This is a genomic window from Burkholderia sp. WTPI3 (genome assembly GCF_021483755.1).
Classification (GTDB): Bacteria; Pseudomonadota; Gammaproteobacteria; order Burkholderiales; family Burkholderiaceae; genus Burkholderia.
In genome coordinates this window covers 72,583-88,207 of record NZ_JAGIXF010000004.1, presented here as the reverse complement: position 1 = coordinate 88,207, position 15,625 = coordinate 72,583, and the positions used below count along the sequence as shown (strand labels likewise).

14 protein-coding genes and 1 pseudogene are annotated in these 15,625 nt (G+C 68.2%); 9 read left to right on the top strand and 6 right to left on the bottom strand.

The annotated features are described in order from the left end of the window. Positions 1–5: 5 nt before the first annotated feature. Both J7024_RS03680 and J7024_RS03675 read right to left on the bottom strand, forming a co-directional pair. Positions 6–1,319, bottom strand: coding sequence for a cytochrome-c peroxidase (locus tag J7024_RS03680; protein WP_234744798.1), 1,314 nt, complete (start codon positions 1,317–1,319; stop codon positions 6–8). Between the two features lie 173 nt (positions 1,320–1,492). Further along, a complete protein-coding gene (locus tag J7024_RS03675; protein ID WP_234744797.1) occupies positions 1,493–2,956 on the bottom strand; it encodes a metallophosphoesterase family protein in 1,464 nt (487 codons plus the stop codon). A gap of 159 nt (positions 2,957–3,115) precedes the next feature. Here J7024_RS03675 and J7024_RS03670 point away from each other — a divergent pair, with 159 nt between their 5' ends. Beyond that, positions 3,116–3,964, top strand: coding sequence for a class I SAM-dependent methyltransferase (locus J7024_RS03670; protein ID WP_234744796.1), 849 nt, complete (start codon positions 3,116–3,118; stop codon positions 3,962–3,964). A gap of 49 nt (positions 3,965–4,013) precedes the next feature. On the opposite strand, the gene J7024_RS03665 is transcribed toward J7024_RS03670, so the two are convergent. The 3 genes and pseudogenes from J7024_RS03665 to J7024_RS37240 all read right to left on the bottom strand — a co-directional run. Next, positions 4,014–4,325 (bottom strand): hypothetical protein, encoded by a 312-nt coding sequence (locus J7024_RS03665; RefSeq protein ID WP_124826190.1) that lies wholly within the window; start codon positions 4,323–4,325, stop codon positions 4,014–4,016. After that, positions 4,322–4,624 (bottom strand): hypothetical protein, encoded by a 303-nt coding sequence (locus tag J7024_RS03660; protein ID WP_124826189.1) that lies wholly within the window; start codon positions 4,622–4,624, stop codon positions 4,322–4,324. Before J7024_RS03660 ends, J7024_RS03665 begins: the two co-directional genes overlap by 4 nt. A gap of 296 nt (positions 4,625–4,920) precedes the next feature. After that, positions 4,921–5,220: pseudogene (locus J7024_RS37240) on the bottom strand (porin); the annotation flags it as partial. Between the two features lie 101 nt (positions 5,221–5,321). On the opposite strand from J7024_RS37240, the gene J7024_RS03655 reads away from it, so the two are divergent. The 8 genes from J7024_RS03655 to J7024_RS03620 all read left to right on the top strand — a co-directional run bounded on the left by J7024_RS03655 (position 5,322) and on the right by J7024_RS03620 (position 14,661). After that, positions 5,322–6,266 carry a MurR/RpiR family transcriptional regulator gene (locus J7024_RS03655; protein ID WP_124826188.1) on the top strand — a complete coding sequence of 315 codons (945 nt, stop codon included), beginning with the start codon at positions 5,322–5,324 and terminating at the stop codon, positions 6,264–6,266. After that, positions 6,263–7,252, top strand: coding sequence for an isoaspartyl peptidase/L-asparaginase family protein (locus J7024_RS03650; protein ID WP_175760367.1), 990 nt, complete (start codon positions 6,263–6,265; stop codon positions 7,250–7,252). The genes J7024_RS03655 and J7024_RS03650 overlap by 4 nt, the downstream gene beginning before the upstream one ends. 27 nt (positions 7,253–7,279) lie before the next feature. Next, entirely contained in the window at positions 7,280–9,178 is a 1,899-nt protein-coding gene (locus J7024_RS03645; RefSeq protein ID WP_124826186.1) for a dipeptide ABC transporter ATP-binding protein, read from the top strand. A 122-nt stretch (positions 9,179–9,300) separates the two neighbouring features. Then, positions 9,301–10,863 carry a glutathione ABC transporter substrate-binding protein GsiB gene (gsiB, locus tag J7024_RS03640; protein WP_124826185.1) on the top strand — a complete coding sequence of 521 codons (1,563 nt, stop codon included), beginning with the start codon at positions 9,301–9,303 and terminating at the stop codon, positions 10,861–10,863. Positions 10,864–10,933: 70 nt separating this feature from the next. Next, on the top strand, positions 10,934–11,854 hold the full coding sequence (gsiC, locus tag J7024_RS03635; RefSeq protein ID WP_124826184.1) for a glutathione ABC transporter permease GsiC: 921 nt from the start codon (positions 10,934–10,936) through the stop codon (positions 11,852–11,854). 7 nt (positions 11,855–11,861) lie between these two features. Next, a complete protein-coding gene (gsiD, locus tag J7024_RS03630) occupies positions 11,862–12,755 on the top strand; it encodes a glutathione ABC transporter permease GsiD (protein WP_124826183.1) in 894 nt (297 codons plus the stop codon). Next, positions 12,755–13,837 carry a DmpA family aminopeptidase gene (locus J7024_RS03625; protein WP_124826182.1) on the top strand — a complete coding sequence of 361 codons (1,083 nt, stop codon included), beginning with the start codon at positions 12,755–12,757 and terminating at the stop codon, positions 13,835–13,837. Before gsiD ends, J7024_RS03625 begins: the two co-directional genes overlap by 1 nt. After that, entirely contained in the window at positions 13,834–14,661 is an 828-nt protein-coding gene (locus J7024_RS03620) for a M55 family metallopeptidase (RefSeq protein WP_124826181.1), read from the top strand. Before J7024_RS03625 ends, J7024_RS03620 begins: the two co-directional genes overlap by 4 nt. 35 nt (positions 14,662–14,696) lie before the next feature. Here J7024_RS03620 and J7024_RS03615 read toward each other — a convergent pair whose 3' ends face one another. Then, positions 14,697–15,485 (bottom strand): alpha/beta fold hydrolase, encoded by a 789-nt coding sequence (locus J7024_RS03615; RefSeq protein WP_124826180.1) that lies wholly within the window; start codon positions 15,483–15,485, stop codon positions 14,697–14,699. Positions 15,486–15,625 lie beyond the last annotated feature (140 nt).

Here is a 15,625-nt window from a genome sequence, read left to right as displayed (position 1 = left end):
CAGGGTCAGCGCGCCGGCACGGCGGTTCGGGCGGCGGGAACGGCGGGGGCTGCGGGTGCTGCAAGCTTGGCGTAGCGCGCGTCGGTGAGCGTGCCGAGGAACGCGACGATGTCGTCGATTTCCGCGTCGGTCAGCGCGGGTGGCGTGCCGGGCCGGCGCTTCATCGGCGTCGAATTGACGTTGATGTTGCCGCGATAGGCGGCCGGCACGTCGTCGAAGGTTTGGGTGCCGTGATACCAGTAGCCCGGGTCGGTCGAGCGCGTGTTGTAGAACGCGACCGCGTCGCGCAGCGTCGTGAACACGCCGTTGTGCATGAACGTCTGCTTGACCGCGACGTTGCGCAGCCCTGGCGTGCGCAGGTAGCCGCACCATTGCGTCGGTTCCGGCCAGCGCAGCCGTGTGGCGGTATCGCACAGCCCGTTGTCGAAGTGGCGCGGATCGCGGTTCGCAGGCAGCGCGCGGTTACGCGGCACCGCGATCGCGTCGTAGCCGAAATCGGTGAACAGCGATCGCTCCGGCCGGCTCGACGTCTCCGACAGCGTATGGCAGGTCATGCAATTGCCCTTGTCCGGATTCCGGAACAGCGCCAGGCCGCGCATCTCGGCCGGCGCGAGCGGCGTGCGCGTGCGCAGGAATGCGTCGAAGCGCGACGTGAACGGCGCCATCTCGTCGCTCTGCAGATAGGCTTCGACGGCCGAGCCTAACGCGCGCACCAGTTGCTCGGGATCGCGCCGCACCGACGCACCGAAGCGCGTGGCGAGATCGGGCGCGAGTTCGGTGGCGTCGACCTTGCGCAGTAGCGCGGCCGGCGACCGGTTGTTCATCTCGTTCGGATCGAACAGCGGTCCGCGGATCTGCTCGGCGAGCGTGTCCGCGCGGCCGTCGCCGAACAGGCCGCCAAATGGTGACGGCGCCGGTGCGTCGTCGTCCTGGTAGAAGTGGCGGCGCGGCACGTAGCGCACGTAGAGCAGCGACGGCGCGTTGCGCTGGCTGAAGCGGCCGTGACGGCTGCCTTCCGGCACACCGGGCCCTGCCAGCGATGCCGCCGACAGCGTCGGCGCGAACGCACGGCCCGGATCGTGGCAGCCCGCGCACGACATGCCGCGCGGCTCGGACAGCCGCGGATCGAAGAAAATCCGGCGGCCAAGCGCCACGAGCGTCGGATCGGGCGCGAAGTGCGCGGCCGCCGCGTCGACCTTGCCTGTCACCTGCGGCGTGCCGTTGCCGATCGTGGCGACGATGCGCGACGGCGGCGCGCCGGGCAGCAGCGTCGTTTCGGAAGGCGCGGCGTGAGCCGCGAGGGCGATGCCGGCGAGCATGGTCGCGGCGAGTACGCATGCCGTCCGGCCGGCACGGGCTGGAACGGACGTCGAATGCAATACCGGAAGCGCCGCAAAAGCCGCCACCGAAACCCGCCACATCCGCGATCCGGCCAATTTCCGACGACGACTGCCCGAATCCGCCAAACCGTGATTCACTCGAACCTCATCACTCACGGCGCGATGAACCCCGTCTTGTCGCAGGCGAGCGTCGTGCCTGACTGGTTGCACGATGCGAGCAGCTTGCCGGCCGCCGAATACGCATGGAACACCCAGCCCGTCGCCGGTGCCGCGCGCCGTTCCATGATCAGGAAACCGAAGCTGTTGTTGTGAGAAAGCCGTTCGATCACGGCGCCCGGCGCGGGCGTCAGGTCGGCCGGGAACGGGTCGGGCAGCGCGACGTCGAGGTTGTCGCCGCCGTTGCCGGACACGATCGTCGCCGGATGCCCGGACGAGAAGTTGATTGCCTGGAAGTCGTGTACGTGCCCGTGGAGCGCGACGTGGATGCCGGGCGGGTAGTACGCCTGCGCGTTCAGGCTCGACATCACCGACTGCAGTGCGAGATTGCCCGGCGCGGGCGTGCTGCCGGCGATCGGCGCGAACGCGAGGATCGGGTGATGGTTCGTGAAGATCGTCGTCGTCATGCCGGCCTTCGACGCGAGCGACGCCACCGTCTGGAACTGCTTCTGGTAGAGGCGGAATTGCGCGTCGGTCGTCTTCAGCGGATTGCGGCCGACTTTCGCGGTATCGAACACGATCACCTGCGTGCCGCCGCCGAGCGACACCGCATACGGTTCCGAATAGTTCGCGTCGTCGTCACGGGCCGGATCGTCGCACGAACGGGCCGTCGAATACGGGCGAGGATCGAGGAAGCGATACCAGCCCTGGCCCGCCCGCGCACATTCCTCGTGGTTGCCGCGCACGACCACCCAGGGTGCCTTCGCGAACAGCGGCGCGGCCGGGCGAAACAGGTCGGCCTGCCACGTATCCCAGCCGTAGCCCCACGGGCTGTCCTTGCAGCCCGCGATGTCGGGCGGGCACGCGTTTTCGCGGTAGTGATAGTCGCCGACGTGCAGCACCAGATCCGGCGACAGCTTCGCGACGCTCGCCGCGATCGTGTCGAACGGCCAGACCGTCGCGTCGTTGCACGCCTGCCATGCGTTGTCGGCCTTCTTCATCCGGCAGCCGGTGTCGGCGATGATCGCGATGCGCTGCGGCTGGGCCTTCGGCAGCGGCAGCGCACGACCGGCGACGCTCGCCGTCTGCGCGTCGGCCGGCAACGTCGCTTCGCAGACCGATACCGGGAAGCTCGACGGTTTGGAGTCGGCCGGGTCGCTCGCGGTCGGTCGCTGCGCGACGGTTGCGGTGCCGGCGCGCAGCGTCATGCGCGACAGCTTGCCGTCGACGGACAGTTGCGGACACAGCGGATCGCTCGCGGAAGCCGGACTGTAGTTCGTGATCACGCGCGCGATCGCCTGGTTCGCATCGCCGATCTCGACCCACGCGGCCTCGACGTTGACCGCGGCACTGGCCGGATCGGCGGGCGTATCGATGTGATTCGAACACGCGGACAGCGCCGCAAGGGCGGCAAGCGGAGCGCAGCGCACGAACAGCGCGCGAGAGAGGGGTCGTCGCATGGGGGCACCGTGGGAAAACCGTCAACGGTACGCAACATGAATGTAAGAAATATGAAAGTGGAGCGCGACGGGCGTGTCGTGGCCGTGCTTGACCTCAAGCCGGCTTGAAGCCGCATAGTCAGGCTCACGATCAACGACGTACACGAAGGGGAATCGACGATGGAATCGCACCAGCCCAACGAAGCGCAGTCCGCGCTATGGAACGGCCCGTCGGGGCTTGCATGGGTCGACGCACGGACGTCGCTCGACCGGATGTTCGAGCCGTTCGAGACGCTGCTCGCGGATGCCGCGGCGGCATTGTCCGCGCGCAGCGTGCTCGACGTCGGCTGCGGCACGGGGGCGGTGACGCGCGCGATCGCCCGGAGGCTCGGCGCACATGCGCGCTGTACGGGCATCGACATCTCGGCGCGGATGATCGCCGCTGCGCAGGATCGCGCGGAACGCGAGGGCATCCGCGCAGCCTTCATGTGTGCCGACGCGCAGACGCATGCATTTGCGCGCGATCGTTTCGACCTGATCGTGTCGCGTTTCGGCGTGATGTTCTTCGACGATCCGGTGCGCGCATTCGCGAACCTGCACCGTGCGACGCACGCGAACGCGCAACTGCGATTCATCGCATGGCGCAGCGCAGCGGAAAATCCGTTCATGACGACAGCCGAGCGTGTCGCGGCGCCCTTGCTGCCGAATCTGCCGGCGCGGCAGCCGGGCGGGCCTGGACAGTTCGCGTTCGGCGACCGGCAGCGGATCGCATCGGTGTTGTCGGACAGCGGCTGGACCGACGTCGAGATCGAACCGCTCGATATCGCGTGCGCCTTGCCCGAGCCGGCGCTGCACGACTACATCGCCCGACTGGGGCCGGTCGGGCTCGCACTGCAACAGGTGGATGACGCGACACGGCGGCGCGTGGTCGATACGGTGCGCGCCGCGTTCGAGCGCTACGTGCACGGCGCGGACGTGCGTTTCGATGCGGCGTGCTGGCTCGTCACGGCGCGTGCGCCGTCTGCGTGACGCAGGGGAAGGGGGCGGGCGATGAAGCGGCACGCGCAAAGGCGTGCCGTCAGCCACGCCTTGCACGCAGCATCAGCCACGCGCAGCCCGCCGCAACGAGTACTAGCCCGAGCAGCACCGCCTCGACGCCGAGCGCGAAGCCCGACGACATTTCGCCGCTGTTCGGCACTGGCGACAGGTTGACGGTCATCGCGATCGCGCCACCGGCCAAGAGCGCGATGCAGGCGATCCAGTAGAGCTTGCCGCGCGACGCGGCAGCGCGGATCCGCCAGAGCGCGAGGCCGGCGCCGCCGAGGTAAAGCACGGCGAGCATGACGAGCGCGACGAGGTCGCCGGCCCGATTGTGGAGGAACCCGCTCATTGCGCGGCTCCGTCGATCGTCGCGCATCGGGGCGACGGGGTGCGGGAGATGCGGTTGTTCATTCGGTCTTTGTCTCGTGGGCCGGTACGCGGTTCGCCCGCTGGGCGGTCGCCGAAGCCGTTCGCCGCAATCGGCGCCAGAAATACGGCGAAGATGGTGACGGCGAGCGCGCCGAGCAGGCCGAAGCGGGCGACGTCCGATTGCCGGCCGATGAAGAACGACGCGCCGATGACGGCGAGCGCCGGCAGGACGACCGGTGGTTCGAATGCGGTTCGGAACGGGAGGCGGGATTCCGGCATGACGGGCATCCAGGTGTGGGCGCAACGCGGCGCGACGCCGTCCGGCCACGCGTGTCGCGCGCCGGACCCTGATACGGCGTGCGTCGAACGTACCGCGATGTCAGGAATGCACGCGGGGGCGTGCAGGGATCAACCTGACGGATTGTAAGTGATCGGGAGCAAGTGCGAAAAGCGCGCGATCCGCGCGGTGCGCGAACGTCGTTGCAACGGAAGGAGGAAAAGACGGCGCCCCCGGACGATGCACGGAGAAGCATATCGTCAGGGGCGAATAGCGAGCAGCACGTTGCCGCCCGCGTTCAGAACGTCACGGCGATCCCGGCCATGCCGACGAACTGACCATGTGTGGTCGATGGCGTGAACTGCTGCGAATCGCCGACGATCGGCGCCGCATCGACGATCCGGCTTGCACCTTGTGCACCGAGCGTCTGCCAGCACGAATGCGTGCACGCCTGCAGTGCGTAGAGCGTCGTGCGTTTCGACAGGCTGTACGACTCCTTCAGCGAATACTACTCATGGCGTGCCGCATCCGGCACGCCGTTCGCTTTCGACGCGAGCGTGTACGAGAACGCGCCGGCCACCGAGAGCGCTGGCGGGAAGCCGACGCTTCAAGGGGCGTGACAACCCTGATGAAAATTTATTTTTTCCGGGCGGCAGATTGTGTAAATTGATTTTCATTCACCTTGCAACAACCATTCGCATGACGTCTCTCGTTCCGCACGATGCCAATCAGGATGAACCCGCGATCGCCGAGCGCATTGCGTCGGCGATGCCGTTGATGACGCCGATCCACCGTCGCATGGGCGAGTTCGTGCTCGCGAACCCGTTTCGCGCGGCGACGATGCGCATCGACGAGCTCGCGCAAGCCGTGAATGCCTCGATCGCGACCGCGAACCGCTTCGCGAAAGCGCTCGGCTTCGACGGCTATCCGGCAATGCGAGCGGCGCTCGTGCGCGGCTTCGAGGCGACGCTCGGCCCGGTCGAGCGGCTGCGTTCCGCGCAGGAGCAGGAGTCGGGCGTGCGTGGTGCCGTGTGGATCGACGCGGTATTCGACCAGGCCGTCGCGAACATCGGGAACACGCGCGCGCAGCTGGACGCGGGCGACGTCGAAGCGGCCGTCGAGTCGATCGTCGGCGCGCGGCGCGTGCTGATTCTCGGCGCCGGTTCGAGCGCGTTTCTCGCCGGGTTGATGGAGCATGGGCTATCGGTGTGCCACGACAACGTGCAGTCGCTTGCGCTGCTGGGCGGCCCTTCGCATGCGGCGCGGCGTCTGTATACGGCCGACTCGCGGGATCTCGTGATCGCGCTCGCATTTCCGCGCTACGTGACCGACACGATCGAGCTCGCGCGCCGGGCGGCCGCACGCGGCGCGCGGGTGCTCGGCATCACCGACGGGCCCGATTCGCCGCTTGCCCCGATCGCGTCGCTGAAGCTGTACGTGAAGGCCGAGCGGCGTTTTGCGGCGACGTCGGAGGCGGCCGTGCTGACGATGATCGAGGCGCTGATCGACGCCGTCGCGCTGCGCACGCACCGTTCCGCGAAGTCGGCTGCCGAGATGACCGAATTCCTGTTGCCCTGGCTGGTTCAGCCTCAAGCGGCGCAGCCGGCCGCCAACCCTTCTTCCTCCGGTCCGAAAAAATCATGACTTCACCCGCGATCGTCGCGATTCATGGCGGTGCAGGCACGATCCTGCGCGATGCAATGAATACCGACACCGAACGCCAGTACCGTGCCGAGCTGACCGCGATCCTGCAGGCCGCGCAGAAGGTGCTCGCCGACGGCGGCAGCGCGCTCGACGCCGTTACCGCCGCGGTGCGGATGCTCGAGGACTGTCCGCTGTTCAACGCCGGGCGCGGCGCCGTGTATACGGCCGAAGGCAAACACGAACTCGATGCGGCCGTGATGGACGGCGCGACGCTCGCGGCAGGCGCGATCTGCTGCGCGACGCGCGTGCGCAATCCGGTGCTCGCCGCGCGGCGCGTGATGGAAGCGAGCGAACACGTGCTGTTCGCCGGCGCGGGCGCCGACGCGTTCGCGGTCGCGCAGGGGCTCGAAATCGTCGAACCCGGCTACTTCGACACCGACGCGCGGCACGCGCAGTGGGTGAAGGCGCGCGCGGCGGCCGGCACGATGCTCGACCACGACGCCGCGAGCTTCACGTTCGGCGGGGCCGCACAACCCGCCGAGCCGCTCGATCCGGACCGCAAGCACGGCACGGTCGGCGCGGTCGCGTGCGACGTGCACGGCCATGTCGCGGCGGCGACGTCGACGGGCGGCATCACGAACAAACAGCCCGGGCGCGTCGGCGATTCACCGATCATCGGCGCGGGCTGCTACGCGGACGACGCGACGTGCGCGGTATCCGCGACGGGCACCGGCGAAATGTTCATCCGGCTCGCGACCGCGCATGACGTGGCCGCGCAGATCGCGTATCGCGGCGCGTCGCTCGCCGACGCCGCGCACGACGTCGTGATGAACAAGCTGCCGCGCCTGGCCGGGCGCGGCGGAATCATCGCGGTCGATGCGCACGGCAACGTCGCGATGCCGTTCAACACGGAAGGGATGTATCGCGGCTACGCGCGCGTCGGCGAGACGCCCGTGGTCGGCATCTACCGCGACGATGCGGCCTGATTGCGGATCGCACGAGGAGACCTTCGCATGACTTCGAGCCGAAACCCGTCCGGACTGGTGCTGCCCGAGCAGCGCGTCGTTGCCGTCGACGACCTGTCGGTGATGTTCCGCCGCGAAGGCGCGACGTTCGATGCGGTGCGTAACGTGTCGTTTCACGTCGATCGCGGCGAGACGCTCGCGATCGTCGGCGAATCGGGCTCGGGCAAGTCGGTCACGTCGCTCGCGCTGATGCGGCTCGTCGAGCATGGCGGCGGCGAGATCACGAGCGGGCGGATCGCGTTGCGCCGCCGCGGCGGCGCGCTCGTCGATCTCGCGCAGGCGAGCCCGGCGGCGATGCGCGGCATTCGCGGTGCGGACGTCGCGATGATCTTCCAGGAGCCGATGACGTCGCTGAACCCGGTGTTTACGGTTGGTGACCAGATCAGCGAGGCGATCGCGCTGCACCAATCGAAGGGCGCGAGCGGAGCGCGCGCGGAAGCATTGCGGCTGCTCGACCTCGTGCGTATTCCGGAGGCGCGCCGCGTGTTCGCGCGCTATCCGCACCAGTTGTCCGGCGGGATGCGCCAGCGCGTGATGATCGCGATGGCGCTGTCGTGCCGGCCCGCGCTGCTGATCGCCGACGAACCGACGACCGCGCTCGACGTGACGATCCAGGCGCAGATCCTGCAACTGATTCGCGGGCTGCAGGACGAAATGAACATGGGCGTGATCTTCATCACGCACGACATGGGCGTGGTCGCCGAAGTGGCCGACCGCGTGCTCGTGATGTATCGCGGCGAGAAGGTCGAGGAAGGCGAGTCCGACCGGATCTTCGCGGCGCCCGCGCATCGCTACACGCGCGCGCTGCTCGCGGCCGTGCCGCGGCTTGGCTCGATGCGGGGCACCGACGCGCCGGAGAAATTCCCGGTGCTGAAGGTGGACGGCACGAACGCGGTCGCGCCGGCGTCCGCGGCGAACGACGCCGCTGCGCCGCCGCACGTCGATCCGGCCTCGCCGCCGATCCTGCGCGTGCGCGATCTCGTCACGCGGTTTCCTGTGAAGAGCGGCGTGTTCGGCCGCGTGTCGCAGTACGTGCATGCGGTCGAGCGCGTGAGCTTCGATCTGCGCGCGGGCGAGACGCTCGCGCTCGTGGGCGAATCGGGCTGCGGCAAGTCGACGACCGGCCGCTCGCTGCTGCGCCTCGTCGAATCGCAGAGCGGCTCGATCGAGTTCGACGGCCGCGACATCAGCAAGCTGAAGGGCGCCGATCTGCAATCGCTGCGCCGGAACATCCAGTTCATCTTCCAGGATCCGTTCGCATCGCTGAATCCGCGCCTGACCGTCGGCTTCTCGATCATGGAGCCGCTGCTGGTGCACGGCGTCGCGAGCGGCTGCGAAGCGCAGGCGCGCGTCGACTGGCTGCTGGAGAAGGTCGGCCTGCCGCCGGAGGCCGCGCGTCGCTATCCGCACGAATTCTCGGGCGGCCAGCGCCAGCGGATCGCCATTGCCCGCGCGCTCGCGCTGAATCCGAAGGTCGTGATCGCCGACGAATCGGTGTCCGCGCTCGACGTGTCGGTGCAGGCGCAGATCGTCAACCTGATGCTCGAGCTGCAGCGCGAGCTCGGCGTCGCGTATCTGTTCATCTCGCACGACATGGCCGTGGTCGAGCGCGTCAGCCATCGCGTCGCGGTGATGTATCTCGGCCAGATCGTCGAGATCGGCCCGCGCCGCGCGGTGTTCGAAGCGCCGCAGCATCCGTACACGAAGAAGCTGATGAGCGCGGTGCCGGTGGCCGACCCTGCTCGCCGGCACGCACCGCGCCAGCTCGCGGCGGACGAGATTCCGAGCCCGATCCGCGCGGTTGGCGACGAGCCGTCCGTCGCGCCGCTCGTCGCGGTCGGCCCCGGTCACTACGTCGCGACGCATCGCGTCGGCGGTGCGTATTGAGTACGGCCGGACCCGTCGTTTCGCGCGACGCTTCCGCAAGGAGCGCGCGCCATGCAGTACGTAGTCGAAATCGAAACCGAAACGCCCGCGAGGCGTCACCGATCCAACAGGAGCCCAGCAACATGAACAAGCAGCATCCGTTCCCGATGTTTCGTCCGCGCGCATGCTTCGCCGCGCTCGCCGGCGCGATCGCGCTGACGGCCTCACTGCCGGCGTTCGCGCAGCAGACCGCGGTGATGGCAGTGGATTCGACGTTCACGACGATGGACCCGTACGACGCGAACGACACGGTGTCGCAGGCCGTCGTCAAGTCGTTCTACCAGGGGCTGTTCGGCTTCGACAAGGACATGAAGCTCGTCAACGTGCTGGCGACGAGCTACGAGGCGAGCCCCGATGCGAAGACCTACACGATCAAGTTGCGCCAGGGCGTGAAATTCCACGACGGCACCGACTTCAACGCGGCGGCCGTGAAGGCCAACTTCGACCGCGTGACCGATCCGGCGAATCACCTGAAGCGCTACAACATGTTCCGCGTGATCGAGAAGACGGAAGTCGTCGATCCGTACACGGTGAAGGTCACGCTGCGCGAGCCGTTCTCGGCGTTCATCAACACGCTTGCGCATCCGTCGGCCGTGATGATCTCGCCGGCCGCGCTGAAGAAGTGGGGGCGCGACATCGCGCTGCATCCGGTCGGCACCGGGCCGTTCGAGTTCGTCGAATGGAAGCAGACCGACGACCTGAAGGTGAAGAAGTTCGCCGGCTACTGGAAGAAGGGCTATCCGAAGATCGACGCGATCGACTGGAAGCCGGTGGTCGACAACAATACGCGCGCGGCGCTGATGAAGACGGGCGAAGCCGATTTTGCGTTCCGCATCCCGTTCGAGCAGGCGGCCGACCTGAAGGGCAATCCGACGGTCGACGTCATCGAGCGACCGTCGATCGTGCAGCGCTTCGTGTCGCTGAACACGCTGCAAAAGCCGTTCGACAACCCGAAGGTGCGCCAGGCGCTGAACTATGCGGTGAACAAGGAGGCGCTCGCGAAGGTGGCGTTCTCCGGTTTCGCGGCGCCGGCCACCGGCGTGGTGCCGCAGGGCGTCGACTATGCGACCAGGCTGGGGCCGTGGCCGTACGACCCGGCGAAGGCTCGCGCGCTGCTGAAGGAGGCCGGCTATCCGAACGGCTTCGAGACGACGCTGTGGTCCGCGTATAACAACTCGACGTCGCAGAAGGCGATCCAGTTCGTGCAGCAGCAGCTCGCGCAGGTCGGCGTGAAGGTGCAGGTGCAGGCGCTGGAGGCCGGCGAGCGCGTCGCGAAGGTCGAGAGCGCGCCGGATCCGGCGAAGGCGCCGGTGCGGATGTACTACATCGGCTGGTCGTCGTCGACGGGTGAAGCGAACTGGGCGATCACGCCGCTGCTCGCCGGCGCATCGGCGCCGCCGAAGCTCGTCAATACCGCGTACTACAAGAACGACACGGTGGACGGCGATCTCGCGAAGGCGCTCGAGACTGTCGACCGCGCGAAGAAGACCGAGCTTTACGCGGACGCGCAGAAGCAGATCTGGACCGACGCGCCGTGGATCTTCCTCGTGCAGGAGAAGATCGTCTATGCGCGCAGCAAGCGCTTGCAGGGCGCGTACGTGATGCCGGACGGCTCGTTCAACTTCGACGAAATCTCGCTGAAATGACGGCGATTCGCCCGCCACGCGGTGCCGGCGGCGCACGCTGCCGGCACGCTGATTCGATCGGTGCTGCTCCATGCTGAATTTTCTCGTCAAACGCCTGTTCGGCCTGCTGCCCACGCTCGCGATCGTCGCGGTGCTGGTGTTCCTTTTCGTGCACCTGCTGCCCGGCGATCCGGCGCGGCTCGCGGCCGGCCCCGAAGCCGACGACGCGACGGTCGCGCTCGTGCGCGCCGATCTCGGGCTCGACCGGCCGCTGCCCGCGCAGTTCGCGAACTTCTTCGTGAAGATCGCGCACGGCGATTTCGGGATGTCGACGCGCAGCAAGCGGCCGGTGTCGACCGAGATCGGCGAGCGCTTCATGCCGACGCTGCTGCTCACGCTCGTCAGCATGGTGTGGGCGACGCTGTTCGGGATGGCGATCGGGATCGCGTCGGCGGTATGGCGCAACCGCTGGCCCGACCGCATCGGGATGACGATTGCGGTGTCGGGCATCTCGTTTCCCGCGTTCGCGCTCGGCATGCTGCTGATGGAAATCTTCTCGGTGAAGCTCGGCTGGCTGCCGGTCGTGCCGGACGGCACGTGGAAGAGCTACGTGCTGCCGTCCCTGACGCTCGGCGCGGCGGTCGCGGCCGTGATGGCGCGCTTCACGCGCGCGTCGTTCGTCGAGGTGCTCAACGAGGACTTCGTGCGCACCGCGCGCGCGAAGGGCGTGCACGAGCCGATGGTCGTGCTCAAGCACTGCCTGCGCAACGCGATGATCCCGGTCGTCACGATGATGGGGCTGCAGTTCGGCTTTCTGCTCGGCGGCTCGATCGTCGTCGAGGTCGTGTTCAACTGGCCGGGACTCGGGCGCCTGCTGGTCGACTCGGTGACGATGCGCGACTACCCGGTGATCCAGGCGATCGTGCTGCTGTTCTCGCTCGAGTTCATCCTGATCAACCTGACCGTCGACGTGCTGTACGCGGTCATCAACCCGACCATCCGGTTCAAGTGAGGCTCGCATGAACGCGACTGTCCAGCCCGCGGCGCCGGCCGCATCGGCCGCGATCCGCACGCCGTGGCGCGAATTCTGGCGCAAGTTCCGCAAGCAGAGCGTCGCGCTGGTCGCGGCCGGCTTCGTGCTCGCGCTCGTCGTCCTGGCGTTCGTCGGCCCGCACATCGTGCCGTTCGATCCGGAAAACTACTTCGACTACGACGCGCTGAACGCGGGGCCGTCGGCCGTGCACTGGTTCGGCGTCGACTCGCTCGGCCGCGACATCTTCAGCCGGATCATCGCCGGCACGCGCATCTCGCTCGCGGCCGGTTTCTTTTCGGTCGCGCTCGGCGCGATCATCGGCACGTTCTTCGGGCTGCTCGCCGGTTACTACGAAGGCTGGTGGGACCGCATCACGATGCGCGTGGCCGACGTGCTGTTCGCATTCCCGGGGATCCTGCTCGCGATCGGCGTGGTCGCGATCCTCGGCAACGGCATGGTCAACGTGATCTGCGCGGTCGCGATCTTCAGCATCCCGGCGTTCGCGCGGCTCGTGCGCGGCAACACGCTGATGCTCAAGCACATGACCTATGTAGAGGCCGCGCGCAGCATCGGCGCGTCCGACTGGACGATCATCATGCGGCACATCCTGCCAGGCACGGTGTCGTCGGTCGTCGTCTACTTCACGATGCGGATCGGCACGTCGATCATCACGGCCGCGAGCCTGTCGTTCCTCGGGCTCGGCGCGCAGCCGCCGATGCCGGAGTGGGGCGCGATGCTCAACGAGGCGCGCGCGGACATGGTGACCGCGCCGCACATCGCGATCTTCCCGAGCCTCGCAATCTTCCTGACCGTGCTCGCATTCAACCTGCTCGGCGACGGGTTGCGCGACGCGCTCGATCCGAAACTGGAGCGGCGCTGATGGGGGCGGTTTCGATGTGGACACGGACGTTGCCGGCCGGGCCGCGCGGCACGATCGCCGACGTGCCGGGCGTGACCGTCGGCCATGCCACGCTCGATGCGGGCGGCGTGCAGACAGGCGTCACCGTCGTGAAGCCGCATCCGGGCGACCTGTACCGCAGCAAGGTGCCGGCCGGCGCGGCCGTGATCAACGGCTTCGGCAAGAGCGTCGGGCTCGTGCAGGTCGACGAGCTCGGCACGCTCGACACGCCGATCGCGTTGACCAACACGTTCGGCGTCGGCACGATCGCGCAAGCACAGATCCGCGCGGCCATCGCCGCGAATCCGCAGATCGGCCGCGACTGGTCGACGGTCAATCCGCTCGTGTTCGAGTGCAACGACGGGTATCTGAACGACATCCAGGCGTTCGCGGTGACGGCCGCGCATTACGACGATGCGTGCCGCACGGCCGCGCGCGACTTCGCACGCGGCGCGGTGGGCGCCGGGCGCGGGATGTCGTGTTTCGACCTGAAGGGCGGGATCGGTTCGGCATCGCGCGTGGCCGTCGCGGCGGGCCGGCCGTATACGGTCGGCGCGCTCGTGCTCGCGAATTTCGGCCGGCTGCCGATGCTCACGCTCGGCGGCGTGCCGGTCGGGCGCATCGTCGCGCAACGATGGTCCGAGGCGGCCGCGCATGCGGCGCCGCCCGAGCAAGGCTCGATCATCCTGCTGCTCGCGACCGATGCGCCGCTCGATGCGCGGCAGTTGTCGCGGCTCGCACGCCGCGCGGGCGCGGGGCTGGCCCGTACCGGTTCGGTCTACGGGCACGGCAGCGGCGACATCGCGCTCGCATTCTCGACCGCGTACACCGTCGCACACGATGCATCGACCGTCGCGCTGCCCGCCCTCGTGGCCGACGCGGCGCTCGATCCGCTATTCATGGCCGCGGGCGAAAGCGTCGAGCACGCGATTGCCGACGCGCTGCTGCAGGCCGTGACCGTTGCCGGGCGCGACGCTCACGTGCGGCAATCGCTGCGCGACGCGGTGCCCGATCTCGACCGCCTGTTCAACGAAAGCAACGAAGGACGTTCGACCCAGTCATGAGGATCCTGATCTCGACCGACATCGAAGGCGTCGCCGGCGTGTTCGCCGCCGAGCAGACGCGTGCCGGCAATCCTGAATACGAACGCGCACGCCGCTGGATGACCGCCGAGGCGAACGCGGCGATCGAGGGCGCGTTCGCGGGCGGCGCGCAGGCCGTGTGGGTCAACGACTCGCACGGCGGCTTTCGCAACCTGCTGCCCGACGGGCTCGATGCCCGTGTGCGCGTCGTGCTCGGCAAGCCGCGTCCGCTCGGGATGATGGCTGGCCTCGAACAGCAGCCGGACCTCGTATTCATGATCGGCTTTCACGCGAAATCGCAGACGCGCGGCGTGCTCGCGCATACGATCAACAGTTTCGCGTTCACGCAGGTGTGGCTGAACGGCGTCGAGCTCGGCGAAGCCGGGTTGTACGGCGCGCTGGCCCGCGAATACGGCGCGCACGTCGCGCTGGCGTCGGGCGACGACGTATTCGCCGAGGAAACGCAGCCGCTGTTTCCGGACGCGCGTTTCGAGACCGTCAAGACGGCCGGCGGCGCATCGAGCGGCGACACGCTCACGCCGGCCGCGTCCTGCGCGCGCATCGCGGCCGCCGCGCACGAAACAGTCGCGCACGCGCTGTCGGCCGGCTGGCGCGCCGGCGCGCATCGGCCCGCGCCGGCCGCATGCACGCTGCGCGTGCAGACGGCCGCGCTCGCCGATCTGTTCTGCGTGTTGCCGTCGATCGAACGGACCGATGCGGTAACGTTGCGTTTCGACGGGCCTTCGGTCGAACATGTGGTGCGCACGCTGAACAGTCTGTCGGCGATGTCGTTCATGCTGCGCTGATGCGTGCCGACCGGATGCCGCGCGTGCGCGGTGCATCACATACGGCTCGCAGTCTCGACGGGGTTCGCTGCCGTGGCGAGCAGGAACGATTCCATCGCGGCGACCAGCGCGAGCGGCGTCTCGTTCATCGGATAGTGGCCGGCATTGCGGAGCACGTCGACGGTGGCGAGCGGATAGCGCTGTAGATAAGTGCGCGCCATCAGCGCCGCGTCGAACGCCGGATCGTGTTCGCCGATCAGCACCTTCACCGGATGGCGGCCCGCGATCTCGTCGCTGAAATCCGTGTCGGCCCATGCGCGGAAGTACGCGGCGAACGCGTGTGCCGACGAACACGATGCCGAATACGCGGCTTTCCACTCGACCCACGCGGCCGGCAGCCGGCCGCCGGTGCTGCGGTCGATGATGCTCCGGCGATCGGCGAGATGGTCGGCGGCGCGTTCGAATAGCGCGCGCCGCGCGGCGTCGAACGGCAGGCCGCCGCATGGCACCGGCGCGACCGGCACCAGCGCGCGCACTCGCTCGGGCGCGATGGCGGCGACTTTCTCGATCGCCATGCCGCCCATCGAGTGGCCGACGAGGCTGAACGTGGGCCAGCCGAGCGTGTTCGCGAGTGCGAGGGTGTCGGCGGCGATTTCGTCGATGGTGTAGCTGCCGTGCGCGTCGCGCATGCGGCCGTAGCCGCGGTAGTCCATGAATACATAGGTGAAGTGCTCGCGTGACAGCCACGCTTCGAGGGGCTCGAATGCGCGTGCGTCGCCGAACCAGCCGTGCAGCACGAGAACAGGGTGGGGGCCGTCTCCCACGCGATGAAACGTATTGGGCATTTCCGCTCCGATGAAGTCGCTATCCGGCCGATTCGGCCGTCGGGTCTTGCGGCCTATCCGGTCGCGCAAGCGTGGAGCGGATCGTAGATCGATCGAAGGTGACCCGCCTTCGATATCGGGTCATTCATGATGGAATTCGG

Bases quoted from the DNA above. Each gene is read 5' to 3' on its own strand.
- J7024_RS03660 (WP_124826189.1), bottom strand. From the start codon at position 4,624: ATGCCGGAATCCCGCCTCCCGTTCCGAACCGCATTCGAACCACCGGTC.
- J7024_RS03650 (WP_175760367.1), top strand. From the start codon at position 6,263: ATGACTTCACCCGCGATCGTCGCGATTCATGGCGGTGCAGGCACGATC.
- J7024_RS03645 (WP_124826186.1), top strand. From the start codon at position 7,280: ATGACTTCGAGCCGAAACCCGTCCGGACTGGTGCTGCCCGAGCAGCGC.
- J7024_RS03675 (WP_234744797.1), bottom strand. From the start codon at position 2,956: ATGCGACGACCCCTCTCTCGCGCGCTGTTCGTGCGCTGCGCTCCGCTT.
- J7024_RS03620 (WP_124826181.1), top strand. From the start codon at position 13,834: ATGAGGATCCTGATCTCGACCGACATCGAAGGCGTCGCCGGCGTGTTC.
- gsiB (WP_124826185.1), top strand. From the start codon at position 9,301: ATGAACAAGCAGCATCCGTTCCCGATGTTTCGTCCGCGCGCATGCTTC.
- J7024_RS03655 (WP_124826188.1), top strand. From the start codon at position 5,322: ATGACGTCTCTCGTTCCGCACGATGCCAATCAGGATGAACCCGCGATC.
- J7024_RS03670 (WP_234744796.1), top strand. From the start codon at position 3,116: ATGGAATCGCACCAGCCCAACGAAGCGCAGTCCGCGCTATGGAACGGC.
- J7024_RS03625 (WP_124826182.1), top strand. From the start codon at position 12,755: ATGGGGGCGGTTTCGATGTGGACACGGACGTTGCCGGCCGGGCCGCGC.
- gsiC (WP_124826184.1), top strand. From the start codon at position 10,934: ATGCTGAATTTTCTCGTCAAACGCCTGTTCGGCCTGCTGCCCACGCTC.
- J7024_RS03615 (WP_124826180.1), bottom strand. From the start codon at position 15,485: ATGCCCAATACGTTTCATCGCGTGGGAGACGGCCCCCACCCTGTTCTC.
- J7024_RS03680 (WP_234744798.1), bottom strand. From the start codon at position 1,319: ATGCTCGCCGGCATCGCCCTCGCGGCTCACGCCGCGCCTTCCGAAACG.
- J7024_RS03665 (WP_124826190.1), bottom strand. From the start codon at position 4,325: ATGAGCGGGTTCCTCCACAATCGGGCCGGCGACCTCGTCGCGCTCGTC.
- gsiD (WP_124826183.1), top strand. From the start codon at position 11,862: ATGAACGCGACTGTCCAGCCCGCGGCGCCGGCCGCATCGGCCGCGATC.